Raw genomic sequence first — 18,042 nt, forward strand, 5'->3', positions numbered from 1 at the left:
CGAAACGCTTTCGTTCACCTACACCCCCATCACCAACTTGTACCCAACGCCCCGAATATTCACGATCTGCACGCTCGCATCGGCCTCAAGCTTCTTGCGTAATTTGGATATGAATACGTCCAGCGTTCTTCCAACGTGATCATCCTAGTCTCCCCAAACGGATGCCAGAATATCATCCCGCTCAACAGTGGTATTCGCTGAAGTTGAAAGCAATTGAAGTAGATCCATTTTATGATCAATTACAGCTCGGGTGTATTGACCATCGAGAATTTGAAGTGCTAACTTTCATGCCAGGCTTCGAATTTATTCAGTTAAAGTTATTCGAGGATCAGAAGTCCGCATATCAAGATCGGGCTGTACTGGATTGCGTAATTTGAGCAGTAAATGCTCAGGTTTCATGTTGTTCAGACCCTGAATTCCTTTGCTTTGCGGCTGATCGAGCATGCAGCAAACCACATTCAACGAGGTATATGACCGCCATGTCCGCATGGTTTACAACCTCTGTATGAATTACCTGCACAACCCGCAAGATGCTGAGGAGGCAACCCAGGATGTGTTCATGAAAGTGCATGAAGGGCTTTCGAAATTCCGAGGAGAGGCCGCGGTACGCACATGGATATACCGCGTGGCGATCAACACTTCCTTGGATCATATTAAAGCGCGAAAACGGAAGAAGCGATCGTTCCTAGGTAGGCTCGGTCTAGTGGATGATCATGTTGATCGTTTGTCGGGTTCCGAATTCGATCACCCCGGTGTTGCGTTGGAGAATAAGGAAGCGACAGCCAAGATATTTGAGTGTATCGATCGACTTCCATCGCAGCAACGCACAGCCTTGCTCCTTAAGGCCACTGAGGGAATGGGCCAAATGGAGATCGCTGAGGTAATGGGGGTTACCGTGAAATCGGCGGAGGCCCTTCTGGCGCGGGGGAAACAGAAACTCAAACAGGATCTAACGAAGGATTGAAGAAAATTCGTCGTCGAATAAACCAAGAACCAAATGGAAGTTGACAAAGCAATAGATCTGTTGCAGCACATTGACAAAGTGGATCCGCCGCCATTTCTGCGCACTCGGGTTGAAGCGCGAATAGAGGCAACCATAGCTGAAACCCCGACCCGGTCCTGGGTTCTGGCAGGTGTTACAACGATGGCTCTGGTCCTCTTGGTCAATACAGTGACTTTGTTCGGTAACCGAACGACACGCAACAGTGATCCCGTAGCGGAGCTTTCGCGTGGCATGGGTATGTCCACTTCAAACCAATTGTATTATGAGTAAGGTAAAGTGGTTGACCGCTGCGGTGGTCGTATTGCTATGTATGAATATCGGTCTGTTGACTTTCGGACATTTCAGTGGTCCTGGACATGACGGCCCTAAGAAGATCGTGATAGAACGTTTGCATTTTGATAAGGCGCAAGTGGAAGGGTATTCCAGATTGATCGAAGTGCACCAGACCATGTTGGCAGCGAAGATGGAAGAAATGAATGCGGCACGTAAAGCTCTTTATGCAACCTTGGCCAAACCCAATTCAGACCCCGATCCATTATTTGATCGTGTTGCTGAGATCCAAACGGAGATCGAACGTATTCACGTCGCGCATTTCGCCGCGATCAAAGGCATTTGCCGCCCGGATCAATTGAATGACTACAACGCATTGGCCAATGACCTTTCTAAGGTATTTGGGAGAATAGGACCGCGGTCAAAAGGACGATGAAGTGGTTTCCGCTTGCGCTTTTTCTGGCCTTCAGTGTATTGAATGCTACGGCCCAAAGCCTAAGGTTCGTACCCGTACTTGAAGATGAGGACCTGCAGTTGAACAAGGATCATTTACTAGCAGATGGGCGATCGTTGACTGTTGAGACGTTTAAATTCTTCGTTGGGCACGCGACACTTTTCGAAAATGGGCAGGTCGTTCTGCAAGACAATATCTACCACTTGATCGATGCGACAGATCCAGAGTCGCTCACTGTCTTGTTAACTACAACGGAGGGTCTCAAGTTCGATTCCCTTTCATTCACGTTTGGCGCGGATAGTATTACGAGTGTTTCAGGTGTATTCGGTGGTGATCTTGATCCCACCAATGGAATGTACTGGACATGGAATAGCGGCTACATTAATTTCAAACTGGAAGGCACAAGCCTTGTTTGTAACACGACCAAGAACGCCTTCAATTTTCATCTGGGTGGCTACATGGCACCATTCCGATCGGCCCAAGTAGTTGGATCGCGTGTTATGACCACTGATGAAGTGATCATCCGTCTTGATCTTTCGAAATTCTTCGCTGAGGTGGATCTCGCCAAGGACCATACGATCATGTCGCCAAGTGCACGAGCAGTCGAACTTTCTGCGATACTCGCTCGTTCATTTCACGTTGCACAGTGAGGTCGAACGCTTCCATAGTTGTTGTGTGTGTTGCCCTCTTGGTGTTGTGCGCCGCGAATGTGCCATCACCTATAAATGTAAAGTTGAAGTTCCCTGAAAGCTGGCCAATACCTACATATGATTTCACGACAAACCCGCTAACCGCTGAGGGCATCGCATTAGGACGCAAACTGTTCTACGATCCCATTCTTTCTTCGGATAGCATCGTGTCCTGTAGCAGCTGCCACTTGTCATTCACGGCTTTCACACACGTGGATCATGCTGTTAGCCATGGAGTAGGAGATAGCATCGGCACACGGAATTCATTGGCGTTGATGAACCTGGCATGGAGCAGAAGCTTTATGTGGGATGGCGCCGTGAACCATCTGGACATGCAAGCCTTGGCTCCAATCAACCATCCGGATGAAATGGGGGAGACCACTGCGCATGTTGTTGCCAAGCTGCAACGAACTAATATCTACCCGCAATTGTTCGAGAACGTATACGGCGATGCAACCATTACCGGTGAACGAATGCTGAAGGCACTGTCGCAATTCGAGTTGACATTGATATCGGCCAACTCAAAGTACGATCGTGTAATGCAGAAGACTGAAGCATTCACGGAACAAGAAACCAACGGGTATGCGCTGTTCAAAACGAATTGCAGTGCATGCCACCAAGAACCATTGTTCACCACGGGTGAATTCGCCAACAACGGGTTGCCCATCGACACGGTCTTCAATGATTTTGGAAGAATGCTGATCACTAAGGACCCTGCGGATTCCCTGAAGTTCAAGATCCCAACATTGCGCAACATCGAATTCTCTTTCCCCTACATGCACGACGGTCGTTTCAAGAGTTTGCGGAACGTGCTGGATCATTACACGGAATGCATTCAGCATAGTTCAACACTTGCTCCCGAATTGCAAAATGGGTTAACGCTCTCGAAAAATGAACGGACCGATGTCGTCGCTTTCCTGCTTACGCTGAGTGATCGGGAGTTCTGCTTCAACCAGGATCACGGCTATCCGAGAGAACAATAATTCCCACGCGAAGGATTAACACCACATGGTCGTCAAACCTTATGACCCAACATCTGACCAATTCCATGAAAAGCCTTTTCCTTGCATCGTTAGCAATTGTGCTATCGGCATCAGCAAACGCGCAAACCGAGCCGAACATTACGAGTTGGCTTTTTAATACCACTGGCATTATGGGCCAGCATTATGTAGCTGGAAATTCCACACCGATCCAAGACAATGTGCTCGCGAACGTGCAAACAGTCCAGTACTCTGCGAATTGGGTTTATGTAACCACTCATGGTATTCCGGCATACATCACTGGTCCATTCCAGGATGGAAACCCTTCACTTGCTACCGACCAGAACGCGATCTACCGGATCCCGCGTGTGCCAACCCAGAATACCGGAACGGCTACAGCTACAACCCCGGGAAATATCGGCTTCTTCATCAACGGCGTTTCGTTGTTCGATTACCGTGATGGTGTTGCATGGAACGCGAACACGAATGCACTTTGCGGAGGTCCGGGCAACCCAACGTGTCCCGGAGGACCTAATGCCAACCTTCCATGGAACCGTGATGCAATTCCTGCAGAACGTGACGGTTTTGATTGCGCAAAAGCACATCCTGCAATGGGTAATTACCATCACCACCAGAACCCAAGTGCGTTCAACTTGGATCTTGTTGTGGTCTCGGATGTGTGCGACCTCTACGCAGCCGATGGTCTTTACGTGATCGACGCTGCCCAACACTCACCGTTGGTAGGATACTCTTACGATGGCTTCCCGATCTATGGCGCGTATGGTTACGCAAATACGGACGGAACAGGTGGCATTACACGGATCCGTTCAGGCTATCAGTTGCGTAACATCACGGTTCGTAATACAAGTCCTACAGGCGCTTCAGTTACCAGCGGCGCACCGATCAATACCACATACCCATTGGGTTATTTCCGTGAGGACAACGAGTATGTGGCACATACGGAGCCGTTCTATTTGGATGAACACAACGGCCGTTTTGCAGTAACTCCGGAGTATCCGAATGGCACCTACGCCTACTATTGCACAGTAGATGAGAATTGGAACAGCGCCTACCCGTATGTGATCGGTCCCACTTTCTATGGGAACGTTACTGGCGGTAAAGTGACAGCGATCACTGAATCTACAACCACTGTTGATCCGTTGACGCTTGCAGTTGCAGATCAGGATGCGTCGAACCTCACCGTCAACATCCACCCGAACCCAGCCACCGATCTCATCGCGATCCAAGTGAGCGGATTAACTCGTGAAGATGTTGATGTAAGCCTGATCGACATGACCGGCAAAGTGGTTCGCCAAGCTGTTATTGTGCAAGGCAGTTCCATCTGGCACCTCGATACACGCACACTTTATGAAGGTCAGTACATTGTGCGAATTAGTAATGGTAACACTATGATCAGTAGACCAGTACAGATCCTGAAGTAAAAAAGCGGATACTTCAGTAAATTTAAAACTGGATTAAAACGGCCTGTTATGGAATTCCATAGCGGGCCGTTTTCGTTTGGAGGATTAATACGATCACTCACACCCATACGTTGACACTTTTCCAGCATTCCATGCGTTAACAATGCATGCACGTCACCACCTTCGTTGCAATGAAAAGGTCGCTCGGTTTTGTGTTGATCCTGTTGATGGCTGTACCCGCCATGGCCCAGCGTTTCTCGCAACGCAAACGCCCGGATATCATCCCATTGGAAGGTCAAGCAAGGCGTGGAGGGTTCTACTTTGCTCCAGGCGTTACCTATACATTAACGCGAGGTAAGAACCCCGAAGAAGAGGTTTTTCGTGCTGGCGATACGAGCTATACCGCCGTATATGACCCGAACGGAAGGCCCGGGCTTTATTTGGAAGCTGGCTGGTTCTACCTAACACGCAATCCTGTGATCCTTGATTACTGGGATTTTGGCCTAGCCTATAAGAATCTTCGTGGAAATGAATCGTATACCGGTGTATTTGCACGAGGAGATAGCACATTGGACATTGCCGGGGAAGGGGAGTTCGCTGAACAATTCTTGACCGTTCACGCCAACGCGAATAAGTTCATTCAGGTGCGGAACTATCAATTCATTCAGATCTCTTTGGGCTTGAATGCGGATTACCGGATCGGTTCCGCCTATGCGCATACAGGTGATCCTTTGCTGAACCGACATGAGTTCCCTCCTGATCTTGTTGGTCAAGCCCATTTCAAATTGGGTTATGGGTTCAAAGTGACCGGAAACCTCTTGATCATTCCCGCTATTGAAACGCCCATCTTCAGCATTACCCCTGCGGATGAAGGCCGTTTTGGCGCAATGCAGTGGTTCAGTAGCAACTATAGGCCACTAATACTGAGTGTCCGGTTCATGTTCCTGCGAGCGCGGAAGGGGTTCGAATGCCCGCCGCCGATAAAGCATAACGGAATAGAGAAGTCCTACAAACAGGACGGTTATCACCCGAAATAGTTCCGGAAATAGCGGTGGTCAATTACTGATCTTAACGCAAGAACGGATTCGTCCGCTTTTCCATTCCTATGGTGGTCTCCGGGCCATGACCACAATAGACTTTCACATCATCATCTAGCGGAAAAAGCTGTTCTCGGATACTCTTAAGCAACGTATCCAGATCACCTCCTGGAAGATCCGTTCGGCCAATGCTGTTCATGAAGAGCACATCGCCATTGATCACGAATTTCTGCTCTTTGTTGTACAGGGCGATATGCCCTGGTGCATGACCCGGTACGAACAATACATGCAGGTCATGGCCGCCTAATGTGATCACATCGCCTTCTTCAATGAAGTGCGTTGGCTCCGGCGACGGATCCAGTGGAACGCCGAACATGCTCGCTTGTTTTGGGCCATTCCGCAGTAAAGGCAAGTCCGCCTTATGCATTTCCGGCAACAATCCGTAGCGGCTGTGTACCCAAGAATTACCTAGAATATGGTCGATGTGGGCATGGGTAAGCACCAATTTTTTCAAGGAAAGACCGTTCTCTTCAATGTACTGCTCAAGTTCGTGCTGTTCAGGTACATTCCAGCATCCAGGGTCTATCAAAATGGCGTCCGAACCATCATGAATTACGTAAGTATTTTCCTGAAAAGGGTTAAAGGTGAACTTTGCAATGTGGAGCATGGCAATAAAAGCCCGAAATTCGCATCCTATCCCAGTGTAGGAAAATTTGCGCCGTCGGCGCTCCGAAAGTAGACATCATATCGTGCATACCACTTCTTACATCCTCCGAAAGACCGTGCTCACAGCACAGTGTCTGATCTTTATTGGTCTGGTGGAAGCACAGTTCTATTCCGGTTCACAGCAGGAATATGGTAAGAACCGGGTGCAGTACCGCGAATTCCTATGGCAGCAATATCGCTTCCCGACCATGGAAGTGTATTTTTATGAAGAAGGAAGAGATCTGGCGCGCTATACGGCCCAAGCCGCTACGGAGCATATCAAGGAATTGGAAAAGGACTTTGATTTCGCGTTGGATGAACGACTTCAGTTCATCGTTTATAATTCACTGACGGATTTCAGACAGAGCAATATCGGACTCAGTAGCACCGATGGACAGAATAACATCGGTGGCCTTACAAGGATAGTCGGCACCAAGATCTTTGTCTATTACGAAGGTGATCACACGCTGCTTGATCAACAGATAAGAAGTGGTATCTCTCATGTGATCATCGACCAGATGATGTTCGGTGGCAATTGGCGTGATATGCTTAAGAGCAGCACGTTCATGAGCTTGCCGGCATGGTATACCGATGGCATCATCGCCTATCGTTCCGAACCGTGGGGTGCCGAACTGAATAACCGGATACGGGACGCCGTCATGAGCGGCCGATACGATAAGTTCAATCGATTGAATGGTCTTGATGCGAAGTACGCAGGTTATGCGATCTGGAAATACGTGGCTGATGTATATGGTCCAGGGGTGATACCGAATATTCTCTACATGACCAGAGTGAGCCGAAGTGCTGAAAGCGGCTTTCTGTTCGTTCTCGGTGTATCCCTGAAAACACTACAGGAAGAGAGCCTCGCATACTATCGAGGTCGGTTCTCGGAAGAGGATCGGTTTCGGCAGGATATCCCGTTGGAACCATTAGCGATCAAGACCAAGAAAAGAAGGACATACAGCCAATTCAAACAAAGTCCCAATGGCCGTCACCTGGCGTGGGTGAGCAACGAACTCGGGCAGTACAAGGTGTTCATTCAGGATATTTCCACCGGTAAGATCAAGAGGATCATTAAGGGAGAAAAGAAATTGGACCGCATTGTCGATCGGTCCTATCCCGTGATCGCGTGGCATCCAAGCGGACAAGCGCTGACATATGCGATCGAACGCAAAGGCGAATTATTCCTGCGGACTTACACGCTGGATGATAAAAAACCACACAGAAACCGGTCTTCATGCTGAACAAGATCCTGAGCATGGCATACTCGAACGATGGTAAGAACATGGTGTTCAGTGCGGTTGAGGATGGACGTACCGACCTGTTCCTGTACTACGTGATCGGGAACAGACAGGAGCGATTGACCAATGATCAATACGATGATCTGGATCCTCATTTTGTGGATGGTGATCAACGGGTCATTTTCAGCAGCGATAGAACGAATGATACACTGAGTTTGGTGAATGCGGATGTGGCTTTGATCAATGGCAGCAAGGACATTTTCCTGTTGGACCTTGCGACTCGCTCCCCATTACTCACGCGGTTAAGCAGTACGCCAGGAGTGAACGAGGTGCAACCCATGCAATACGATTCCGCCAGCTACACGTATTTGAGCGAAGGGGATGGGATCCGTAATCGATTCCTCGTGAAGTATGACAGTGCCGTTAGCCATATCGATACCACGATCCATTACCGCTATTTCACGGTGGAAGAGCGGCTCACTGATCTGAAGCGTTCAATACTCGAACAGGACGTTAGTGCGAAACATAACCGGTACGCACAATTGCAATTCAGCGCAAACAAGTATTGGTTCTACACCGGCCGCACTGATGCCGGACCTACTTCCGGGAATGGAGGTGATGATCAACCCGGTCCCGGACAACAGGATCCTGCAAATGGAACATCGCTTTCAGATGATATGAGCCCGGTGGTGAAGATCGAACTACAACGACCACGACCTACCGGAGACAATACCGTGAATGTGAAGGATTACGTATTCCAGGATGAGGTCGGTGGTGTTAAACCTGTTGAGACTCCGACCAAACCGGAACCCATTTTGACGGAGGGCGAACCATCTCCGCTCGATACCCTGGCAGCGGTTCCATTCAGCTACCCCGATCAGCGGAACTACAATTTGAATTTTACAATTGATCAGGTCGTTACACAAGTGGATAATACTTACAGTAGCCAGTTCTATCAACCGTTCATCGGTCCGGATGCACTGAACCCAGGGCTAAGTGCGCTTACGCGAATGGGTATCACGGATCTATTCGAGGATCATCGCATTGTTGGTGGATTCCGATTAGCCTTGAACTTGAATAACAACGACTATCTCTTTGTTTACGAGAACCTGAAGCGCCGTATCGATAAACGGTTCACGTTCCAGCGCCAAGCCCAACAGCAGTTGATCGCGAACGGTGCAGGCGTTGTGAAGATCGTTACGCATAACTTCAGGTATCAATTGAGCTACCCATTCAGCGAACTGGCCAGCTTACGACTTTCGGCAGTCTATCGGAACGATCGCTATGTATTGCAGGCTACGGATCGCACTACGCTTAGGGCTGATAATGTCAGTGATCATATGGTCGGCGGTAAATTGGAGTATGTGTATGATAGCTCCATGCCGCATGGCCTCAACTTCTGGACAGGCTGGAAACTGAAATGGTTCGCTGAGTATTACCAACAGCCCGATGCGAAGAAGACGGATATGCAGGTCGTAGGAATGGACCTTCGGCATTCGTTAAAAGTACACCGTGAATTGATCTGGGTATCGCGTTTAGCTGGATCCAGTTCATTCGGCAGTCGGAAGTTGATCCATTATTTGGGTGGCGTGGATAATTGGTTGTTCTCGCAGTCTCAGCCTTTGGACGCGATCCCGATTGATTTTTCTCAGAATTATTTTTACCAGACCATGGGTGTCCCTATGCGCGGCTTTTTCTATAATTCACGCAATGGCTCGAGCTTCGCAGTCCTCAACACTGAATTCCGTGTACCCATTCTTAGGTATCTCTTGAATAGACCGATCCGGTCCGACTTCCTGAATCATTTGCAACTTACCACTTTCGCGGATGTGGGTGCCGCATGGACGGGAAGCGATCCTTATTCTTCCGAGAATTCGTTCAACCAGAGTACACTTCCGAACAACAATCCATTGACCATTACACTCAATAATACGCGCGAACCGATCATAGCCGGTTATGGCTTCGGGGTGCGTACTCGCTTGCTTGGATACTTCGTACGTGCCGATTGGGCTTGGGGAGTGGATGATGGCATCGTCCTACCGCGGGTGTTCTATTTCTCGCTCAATCTGGATATTTGAGTTGATGGACCTTACGCCACAAACCATAGCCGCATTGCTCGCTGTTGGGTTGGCCGCTGGTATCCTCAGTGGATTCGTTGGTGTTGGTGGAGGAATCATCATGGTACCAGCGTTGGTCTGGTTGCTCAGTTATTCGCAGCACCAAGCACAGGGAACCAGCCTCGCCGTGCTATTGCTACCTGTGGTATTTCTTGCAGCCCGGAATTATTACAGAGCTGGGCAGATCGATGTGCAGACCGTTGCCATTATTGCCGCAGCGTTCGTTATCGGTGGCTATTTCGGAAGCAAATGGGCGCTGGTGTTACCTTCTGATGCAGTGCGAAAAGTGTTCGGTGTTGTTATGCTTTTGGCCTCGTTTAAAATGATCTTCGGCAAGTGATCGACCGCATCAAAAAAGGTATTGCTGAGTTGCACCCTAAGATGGTGCAGTGGCGAAGGCATTTGCATGCGCACCCCGAACTTTCGTTCCAAGAGCACAATACTGTGGCCTATGTGACCGAGCAGTTGGAAGCCGAAGGGATCGAAGTCCGGAAAGGCGTTGGGAAGCTGAACGCGGATTCAAAAGGAACAGGACTCATCGCCTTGGTGAAGGGTGAAAAAGCAACCTCCAATGCATGCTTCGCGATCCGTGCGGACCTTGATGCACTACCGATCACCGAGATCGGAAAAGAGGGCTATTGTTCCACTGCTCCTGGTGTGATGCATGCATGCGGACACGATGCACATACCACCATGGTGCTTGGTGCGGGTATCGCATTGCATCGGCTTCGTAAGCATTGGTCCGGTACGATGATGTTGGTGTTCCAACCGGGTGAGGAAAAAGAACCGGGCGGCGCATCGTTGTTGATCAAAGAAGGTGTGTTCAACGACCCCAAACCATCGGGGATCGTAGGCCAGCATGTAACGCCTGAACTCGCCATCGGCAAGGTCGGTTTTCGCTCTGGCCCATTCATGGCTGCTGCGGATGAATTGTACATTACTGTGAAAGGGAAGGGTGGTCATGCTGCTTCTCCTCACATGCTAATTGATACGGTCCTCATCGCAGCACACCTGATCACCAGTTTGCAACAAGTGGTTAGCCGCCGCAACAAACCGGGCAGACCCATGGTGCTCTCGTTCGGTAAAGTGATCGCACAAGGTGCAACCAACATCATTCCGGACGAAGTCCATATTGCTGGCACGCTACGAACCTTCGATGAAGCATGGCGTAGTGAGTTGCACATTCTGATCCCTCAACTTTCCAAGGACCTTGCAAAGAGCATGGGCGGTGATGTGGAATTCAATTTGGTAAAGGGGTCTCCGGCAGTTGTGAACGACCCGGCGCTGAACGAACGCATCCGCGCAGCCGCCATAGCCTACGTTGGCGAAGAACACGTCGTGGAAATGGATATCCGCATGGGCGCAGAGGATTTCGCCTACTACACCCAAGTAATGCCCGGTTGCTTCTTCCGACTCGGAACTGGAAACCCCAACAAACCAGGTTCTACCTCAGGACTTCATCGCGCAGAATTCGATATCGATGAGGATGCACTTGCGATCGGTGCGGGGTTGATGGCTTGGTCGGCTATTGGTGAATTGAAAAATTGCTGATTCCTTTCCGGGTCGTAGCCCGGAATGACATTCCTGATTCTTAGTGCTCGTTTCTTTGTGCCGAAAGAAGGCATTGGTTGTTTCGGCTCTCGCTTTTGCAACGGTATAGGATCAATTCCTCTTATCTGAACAGGATCAATTTTCCTTGGTCTTGTTCGTTCAGCATATACAAGTAAACACCAGCCTGCAAATGGCTGAGGTCGATCTGTTCAATTTGGTTCGAGAGTGTTTCGGTATGAACAGAACGCCCGCTCATATCAATGATCTTAAACGTTTGAATAAGCTCGGTCTTCCGGTTGATCGTTATTTGCCCAGTTGAAGGGTTCGGCGAAACTATGCTAGGGACAAAGGATCCAACAGGATCAATACCTATATTAATGGCGCACGTGATCGTCCAAAGATCATTGGGGTCGATCAATGGAACACCCGAAATCTTGTAACACCTCAAGGCCAAGTCAACTCCCAAGCCAGGGAATAATGGAAAGCCGATCCCGTTCATGCCACCGATGCCTTCTACGTAGTCATGGCCAGGTTCTACGTTAAAGCGTCTGCGAACCATGCCATTTGCTAACGTAATGCTGTCTATACTATATAGTGTGCCTATGTGAAAATCGTACCAGTTTATTGAGTCCCCGATCACAGCGTTATAGTCGTACAATACAGTTTCATCCGGAGCACCATAAGGGTCAAGCACGAACACCTTTCGTGCTAGAGGATCTTCCCTAAGGTATCTTTCATCGAGATCAATATCATTCCAAAGTCCACTAACGATCTTGTAATCCACATCCTGTATTGTTGTATCACCGCTAATATGGTATGTGCCTGTTCCGGTCAGGTCCCCACAATAAGGTGGTGTTCCGCTAAAGGCCAAGCATTCAATATCCCAAGTCGCATTTTCGTTCAATGTGGGTATATATGCTTGCGCTAGTAGCAGCATCGGTAGGCATAACGTTAGCGTGAGCTGTATCGCTCTGAATAGTGGTGCTTTGGATGGGGGAGTTTCCATTTGGCTCAATGATGGATGACCAATTTTTCAGCACGCAGGGTGCGGGCTTTGTTTACTAGTGTAACTGCATAGGTGCCGGGCGCAACATCTTCCGTATCCCAAGCAAGTTGCCGTTTCTGGTCAGTTAATTTCTGGCGGAACATTTCACGCCCAAGCACATCACGCACAACCAAATAAGCATCTGTAGGTTTATGCTGCAAAAAATAGTCGAACGTAACCGTGTTTGTTGCTGGATTGGGAAAGAGGCTCAGTGTTGCCAAAGGCAATTCATTCGCGTGGTCCTCCACCCCCACATTAACCTGCTTCAGCCGTATGATCATGGTCTGGTCCGGGTGGTTCTGGTATCCATCATCAAAGCCATGGAAAGAACCATACGCGTAGAGCATTCCATCTGGCCCCATCTCGAAATCGCGCATGGCTAAAGTAATGATGGTATTGGGCCCAATGACCGTATCGCAATTTGTTCCAGGGAAGTATTCAGGTAGGATATTTCCTGCCGTGTCAATAGCAAATACGCCACCCACCCATTCATCGTTCAGTGTGGCAAATGAACCAGCAAGGAAAATTGTGGCAGAGTCCAGCGTGTACATGCCCTGCACAATACCGGGCCAATTACTGTTGGGGAATAACCGCATCCGTATATCGTAATTAAAGCTATGGTCAATAGCGCCATCTGGCATAAGCCGTACTAATGGAATGGTATCGTTGGGAAACTCTGGTGAGTGAAACCACCCGCTAGCCAATATGCGCCCATCGTTGTAGAAATAATAGTCAGATGCGCTACCAAAATCAATGTTGGTATGAAAGGTGGTATCCAATGAACCGTCGTAGTTTACTTTGAAGATATGACCCACCGGTTCGCCATCGAAAACGTCCATAACACCACTTACTAAAAACCTACCATCCGGGTGCGCCACGATCCGTTGTGCAATACCGAATTGGCACTGCCGGTGCTGGAAGGAACTATCCAAGTTACCTAATGTGTCATACCGAGTTAGGCAAAAATTGCTGCCGATCAAGGTGGTGTCTTCGGTGCTGTAAAGATCTCGCCCGCCAGTTGCCAACACCTTATCATCTGGTAAGACTACGAATTGACCGGCATGTATTGGATTATAAAAGATACTATTCGTATTAAAGGAATTATCAGTCACACCGGATTCGAATTTTCGCAAGATTGATTGACCAATTCCGATATAGTACCGATTTGACCACGGAACTATCCCCCCCCTGAGAAACAGCCCGTCATATTCCCGTTGTAGTCAATTTTAGCAGAATAACACGGGGTGATTTCGCTTTCAAATTGTAATAGTCCGGAGATCAGAATGTAATCATCATAAAATTCAATGTCGGTAACAGACTTGTGCTCTACGTTTGTTTTAAAGGTCGTATCCACTACCCAAGCTTGCTGTGCATTCAAGAATAGGCTATAGAAGCCCAAGACAAATAAAGATGTTATCCGAATCATTTTGCAACAATGAAACGAAAGGTAATCAACAACTTGTCACCGCAACCCGATTTCCTCCAACTCAATAACCGGCTTTCCGTTCTTGTTAGATAGGGTCATTTCCACGGTATAGTTGGAGCGGCCATTCTTTTCAAACCACCGCTGGGTCTCCGGATTCGGGACCCTGCGGCTCACTTTCTTATTGGCTTCCATATTCATTGCAAGATAGCCCATATGACTGGAGTTATTAATAAATTGAGCATAAGTGTACAACGTGTGTGGGTGCGGATTATGACCCAAACAAGAAAGTACCTGAACACGATAAGGCGTTGGAATTCAATTCGCCAAACCGCAATCACCTCACCGCAACCCGATCTCCTCCAACTCAATTACCGGCTTTCCGTTCTTGTCGGATAAGGTCATTTCCACTGTGTAGTCCGAGCGACCGTTCGTTTTGTACAGGTCCATGCGCACGTTGAATGCGCCGGGCCAATTGCGCACTGCTTGAATGTGTAGAGCATGCCAAGTTTGCTCCGGCGGATGCACCAAGGTGCCGATCTCATCCACCACATCCTCGATCTCCGAAGCATATAGCTGCACACCGTCCGTGGCTTCTTCCAATTCATCGAACCGGCGTTCCACCAATAGTTTCATCACGTGGCGGGCGATCATTTGAATACTGGATGGATCCATATTTTCAACTTCTCAATTCCGGATGGCAATAAGCTGCCGATCGTTCCTAAGTAAGATCTGCCGTTAAAAGTGCTCCATCATCTGATGAATCACCCGGAGAGCGCAAAAACGACCATCCGAGGCTGATCTTCTAATTTTCTGATCGTCTGATTTTCTGATCGTCTAGTTCGCTACTTCACTCATGAACCGCAACCGTACCATGCGCAATTCCTCCTCGCTGTAGTCCCCATCAAACTCTACGCGGGCTGCTTCAATATCGTCCGTTTCGCTCTCACGGAAATAATCCATGATCTCATCCTGAGTATCCCCTTCGAAGACTTCGTTGAGGTGGTAAACAATGTCCAGTTTGGTTCCGCTGGTGACAATGCTTTCCAATTCAGTGAGCAGATCATCCATGCTCAGGCCCTTCGACCGCGCAATGCCATCCAAGGGTATACGCTTGTCGATGTTCTGAATGATGTGGACCTTGTTACCGCTCTTTTTCACAACTGAACGCACCGTGACCTCTTCTTCGCGCTCGATCTCGTTGTCTTCCACGTATTGCGCGATCAGTTCAACGAACGGCTTTCCGAATTTCTGCGCCTTACCGGGACCAACACCGGTCACTTGGGTCAGCTCCTCCATGGTGATCGGGTAACGCATGGTCATTTCCTCCAACGAAGGATCCTGGAAGAGAACGTACGGTGGCAGTCCCTTTTTCTTGGCGATCTGTTGGCGAAGTTCCTTGAGCATCTTCATCAAGGTTTCATCAGCAGCGGTGGTTCGAACAGGCGCATTGTCCATGTCCGAAACGGTATCAGCACTGTAATCCCGTTCTATGGCGAAGAGGATCTTGGTCGGTTTCTTCAGGAACTTCTTCCCCTTTTCGGTCAAGCTCAGATTTCCGTAGGTCTCAATGTCCTTCAGCAAATAGCCATTCACCACCGTTAGGCGCATAACGGCCAACCAATGTCGAACATCCTTATCACTTCCCTTGCCGTAGGTCTTCCAGCTTTCACCTTTGTAGGTCTTCATCTCACTGGTCTCCGTACCGGTGAGCAGGTCGCAGATGAATTTAGCCCGGTGACGCTCCTTGCTCTCCAGCACGGCTTCAAGGATCAACGCAACATCTTTCTGCGCATCAACGGTTTCCTGCGGATTCAGACAATTGTCACAACTGCCGCAGTTATCCCCAGGTAGTTCTTCTCCGAAATAATGCAGCAGGTATTTGCGTCGGCACATGCTGGTTTCAGCATAGCTCACCGTATCCTGCAATAACTGTTTACCGATCTCCTGTTCCGCAACGGGCTTGCCTTGTAGGAATTTCTCCAACTTCTCAATGTCCTTGTAAGAGTAGAAAGTTATGCATTTGCCTTCACCTCCGTCACGTCCACCACGACCGGTTTCCTGATAATAGCTCTCCAGACTTTTTGGAATATCGTGGTGAATCACAAAACGGACATCCGGCTTATCAATACCCATTCCGAAGGCGATCGTAGCCACGATCACATCGGCATCCTCCATCAAGAACTTGTCCTGATGGCTTGCACGTTGATTCGCATCCAGACCAGCATGGTAGGGCAATGCCTTAATACCGTTCACGCATAACGTTTCAGCTACTTCCTCTACCTTCTTGCGGCTAAGGCAATAGATGATCCCGCTGCGGCCATCGTGTTGTTTCACGAATCGGGTGATCTCACGGGCCACATCGCGTTTAGGTCGTACCTCGTAATACAGGTTCGGCCTGTTGAAGGATGCTTTGTATGTTTTCGCGTTCGGAATATCCAGGTTCTTCAGGATATCCTCTTGCACTTTTTCGGTTGCAGTTGCCGTTAGTGCGATCACGGGTACACGCTTGATCTCATCGAATATGGTGCGTAACCGGCGGTATTCCGGGCGGAAATCATGGCCCCATTCGCTGATGCAATGTGCTTCGTCAATAGCAAAGAAGCTGATCTTGATCTCGGAAAGGAACTCAACGTTCTCCTTTTTCGTGAGAGACTCAGGTGCTACATACAGGATCTTGGTCCGTCCACTGCGGATATCCTCTTTCACTTTCAACGCTTCATTGCGTGTTAATGAACTGTTCAGGAAGTGCGCAACACCATCGTCAGAACTGAAACCACGCAGCGCATCCACCTGGTTCTTCATAAGCGCGATCAATGGACTTACAACGATCGCGGTGCCCTCGCTCATAAGGGCCGGTAATTGATAACAAAGGCTCTTGCCACCTCCGGTGGGCATTATTACGAACGTGTTCTCTCCTTGGAGGACGCTCTTAATTATGGCTTCTTGCTCTCCTTTGAACTTTGTGAACCCGAAGAATTGTTCCAATGCATCCTTTGGGGTAACTGCTACTTTGATCATGACGAATGGGACGGACGAAAATGGCTGGTTTTTATTTGAACGCTTAAAAGTAAGTCATGGAGCAGTTAAGTCCTACCATCTTTTTCATGAATTGTGAAACTCCTTTTGATTAGCTTAATGCGCAACCTGAACTATTGCACCGAATTCCGGGATCAAGCCATGGTTCAGTTGATAACTGCTCGTGGCAAGCTTAATTGCCAATATACCGCGGCTATCTTTGGCGCAACATTTTCCATTGGATTCCTTGGAGCAGCGCAGTGATATGACCTTTTTGGAGCACCTCGAGGAGCTCCGTTGGACCTTGGTGCGTTCGGTCATAGCGATCGTCGTATGCATGCTTGCGGCGTTCGTGGCGAAGGAACAGCTGTTCGATAATGTGGTGTTGGCGCCCAAGAACGCATCATTCATTACCTATCGCTTGATGTGTGCTTTGGGCCATAAGGTGGGGCTGGATGATGGCATGTGCGTTGGCGATCTCAAGTTCACCTTGCAGAACATAAGTATGAGCGGGCAGTTCTTCACGCACCTCATGGTCTCGTTCGTGGCCGGATTCATCATCGCGTTCCCATTCTTCCTATGGCAGATATGGCGCTTCCTTTCTCCAGGGCTGCACCCGAAGGAAAGGGCTTCACTACGCGGTGTTGTTCTCTTTGCGTCGGTCCTGTTCTTTGCTGGTGTGGCATTCGGATATTACGTCCTGGCGCCGCTGAGTCTGCAGTTCTTTGGTAGCTACCAAGTGAGTACTACTGTGCAGAATGCCGTAGCCTTGGATAGTTATATCGCCATGCTTACTTCGGTTACACTTTGGACCGGAGTTGCTTTCGAATTGCCCCTTGTGGTGCTTTTTCTTACCCGGATAGGCTTGGTTACACCTTCGGTGCTTCGCACATACCGTAAGCATGCATTCGTGATCGTACTGGTACTCGCCGCCGTCCTTACACCTCCGGATGTTGTTAGTCAATTGATCGTATCCGGACCGTTGATGTTGTTATATGAAGGTGGGATCATGCTCTCCGCACGCGCTTTGAGACAGATGAAAAGGAACGAGCGCAAGGCCATCGAAGTAGGTACACCTGGTGCTTGAG

Annotated in this window: 19 protein-coding genes; 12 read left to right on the forward strand and 7 right to left on the reverse strand. The window is 49.0% G+C overall.

Features of this window, described 5'->3' with window-relative positions; genetic code table 11:
- Positions 1 to 18: 18 nt before the first annotated feature.
- Positions 19 to 123 carry a winged helix-turn-helix domain-containing protein gene (locus IPF95_07850; protein ID MBK6474611.1) on the reverse strand — a complete coding sequence of 35 codons (105 nt, stop codon included), beginning with the start codon at positions 121 to 123 and terminating at the stop codon, positions 19 to 21.
- A 319-nt stretch (positions 124 to 442) separates the two neighbouring features.
- On the opposite strand from IPF95_07850, the gene IPF95_07855 reads away from it, so the two are divergent.
- The 7 genes from IPF95_07855 (at position 443) to IPF95_07885 (ending at position 5,854) form a co-directional block, all read left to right on the forward strand.
- The gene (locus IPF95_07855) at positions 443 to 964 is read left to right on the forward strand and encodes an RNA polymerase sigma factor (protein ID MBK6474612.1); all 522 of its coding nucleotides are present in this window, start codon (positions 443 to 445) and stop codon (positions 962 to 964) included.
- 33 nt (positions 965 to 997) lie between these two features.
- The gene (locus IPF95_07860; protein MBK6474613.1) at positions 998 to 1,273 is read left to right on the forward strand and encodes a hypothetical protein; all 276 of its coding nucleotides are present in this window, start codon (positions 998 to 1,000) and stop codon (positions 1,271 to 1,273) included.
- Complete coding sequence (locus IPF95_07865; protein MBK6474614.1) at positions 1,266 to 1,709, forward strand: periplasmic heavy metal sensor; 444 nt, start codon at positions 1,266 to 1,268, stop codon at positions 1,707 to 1,709. The genes IPF95_07860 and IPF95_07865 overlap by 8 nt, the downstream gene beginning before the upstream one ends.
- A complete protein-coding gene (locus IPF95_07870) occupies positions 1,706 to 2,377 on the forward strand; it encodes a hypothetical protein (protein ID MBK6474615.1) in 672 nt (223 codons plus the stop codon). Before IPF95_07865 ends, IPF95_07870 begins: the two co-directional genes overlap by 4 nt.
- Before the next feature lie 14 nt (positions 2,378 to 2,391).
- Positions 2,392 to 3,399, forward strand: coding sequence for a c-type cytochrome (locus tag IPF95_07875; GenBank protein ID MBK6474616.1), 1,008 nt, complete (start codon positions 2,392 to 2,394; stop codon positions 3,397 to 3,399).
- A 65-nt stretch (positions 3,400 to 3,464) separates the two neighbouring features.
- Entirely contained in the window at positions 3,465 to 4,838 is a 1,374-nt protein-coding gene (locus IPF95_07880; protein ID MBK6474617.1) for a YHYH protein, read from the forward strand.
- Positions 4,839 to 5,008: 170 nt separating this feature from the next.
- The gene (locus tag IPF95_07885) at positions 5,009 to 5,854 is read left to right on the forward strand and encodes a hypothetical protein (GenBank protein ID MBK6474618.1); all 846 of its coding nucleotides are present in this window, start codon (positions 5,009 to 5,011) and stop codon (positions 5,852 to 5,854) included.
- 31 nt (positions 5,855 to 5,885) lie between these two features.
- Here the strand turns inward: IPF95_07885 and IPF95_07890 are convergent, their stop codons facing one another.
- A complete protein-coding gene (locus IPF95_07890; protein MBK6474619.1) occupies positions 5,886 to 6,521 on the reverse strand; it encodes an MBL fold metallo-hydrolase in 636 nt (211 codons plus the stop codon).
- Positions 6,522 to 6,603: 82 nt separating this feature from the next.
- Here IPF95_07890 and IPF95_07895 point away from each other — a divergent pair, with 82 nt between their 5' ends.
- The 4 genes from IPF95_07895 to IPF95_07910 are packed head-to-tail and all read left to right on the forward strand — an operon-like array spanning position 6,604 to position 11,468.
- Positions 6,604 to 7,803, forward strand: coding sequence for a hypothetical protein (locus IPF95_07895; GenBank protein MBK6474620.1), 1,200 nt, complete (start codon positions 6,604 to 6,606; stop codon positions 7,801 to 7,803).
- The gene (locus IPF95_07900; GenBank protein ID MBK6474621.1) at positions 7,797 to 9,878 is read left to right on the forward strand and encodes a hypothetical protein; all 2,082 of its coding nucleotides are present in this window, start codon (positions 7,797 to 7,799) and stop codon (positions 9,876 to 9,878) included. Before IPF95_07895 ends, IPF95_07900 begins: the two co-directional genes overlap by 7 nt.
- Positions 9,879 to 9,882: 4 nt before the next feature.
- Positions 9,883 to 10,257, forward strand: a complete 375-nt coding sequence (locus tag IPF95_07905; GenBank protein ID MBK6474622.1) for a sulfite exporter TauE/SafE family protein — start codon at positions 9,883 to 9,885, stop codon at positions 10,255 to 10,257.
- 41 nt (positions 10,258 to 10,298) lie between these two features.
- Positions 10,299 to 11,468 carry an amidohydrolase gene (locus IPF95_07910; protein ID MBK6474623.1) on the forward strand — a complete coding sequence of 390 codons (1,170 nt, stop codon included), beginning with the start codon at positions 10,299 to 10,301 and terminating at the stop codon, positions 11,466 to 11,468.
- Positions 11,469 to 11,589: 121 nt separating this feature from the next.
- On the opposite strand, the gene IPF95_07915 is transcribed toward IPF95_07910, so the two are convergent.
- From IPF95_07915 to recQ, 5 genes are all read right to left on the reverse strand, one after another.
- On the reverse strand, positions 11,590 to 12,474 hold the full coding sequence (locus IPF95_07915) for a T9SS type A sorting domain-containing protein (protein ID MBK6474624.1): 885 nt from the start codon (positions 12,472 to 12,474) through the stop codon (positions 11,590 to 11,592).
- A 5-nt stretch (positions 12,475 to 12,479) separates the two neighbouring features.
- Positions 12,480 to 13,646 carry a T9SS type A sorting domain-containing protein gene (locus tag IPF95_07920; protein MBK6474625.1) on the reverse strand — a complete coding sequence of 389 codons (1,167 nt, stop codon included), beginning with the start codon at positions 13,644 to 13,646 and terminating at the stop codon, positions 12,480 to 12,482.
- A 329-nt stretch (positions 13,647 to 13,975) separates the two neighbouring features.
- Positions 13,976 to 14,152, reverse strand: a complete 177-nt coding sequence (locus tag IPF95_07925; GenBank protein MBK6474626.1) for a hypothetical protein — start codon at positions 14,150 to 14,152, stop codon at positions 13,976 to 13,978.
- A 126-nt stretch (positions 14,153 to 14,278) separates the two neighbouring features.
- The gene (locus IPF95_07930; GenBank protein MBK6474627.1) at positions 14,279 to 14,590 is read right to left on the reverse strand and encodes a hypothetical protein; all 312 of its coding nucleotides are present in this window, start codon (positions 14,588 to 14,590) and stop codon (positions 14,279 to 14,281) included.
- A 183-nt stretch (positions 14,591 to 14,773) separates the two neighbouring features.
- On the reverse strand, positions 14,774 to 16,957 hold the full coding sequence (recQ, locus tag IPF95_07935; protein MBK6474628.1) for a DNA helicase RecQ: 2,184 nt from the start codon (positions 16,955 to 16,957) through the stop codon (positions 14,774 to 14,776).
- Positions 16,958 to 17,201: 244 nt separating this feature from the next.
- Between recQ and tatC the strand changes: the two genes are divergently transcribed.
- The gene (gene tatC / locus IPF95_07940; protein MBK6474629.1) at positions 17,202 to 18,041 is read left to right on the forward strand and encodes a twin-arginine translocase subunit TatC; all 840 of its coding nucleotides are present in this window, start codon (positions 17,202 to 17,204) and stop codon (positions 18,039 to 18,041) included.
- Position 18,042: the final 1 nt, after the last annotated feature.

Source organism: Flavobacteriales bacterium (assembly GCA_016704485.1).
Lineage (GTDB): Bacteria > Bacteroidota > Bacteroidia > Flavobacteriales_F > PHOS-HE28 > PHOS-HE28.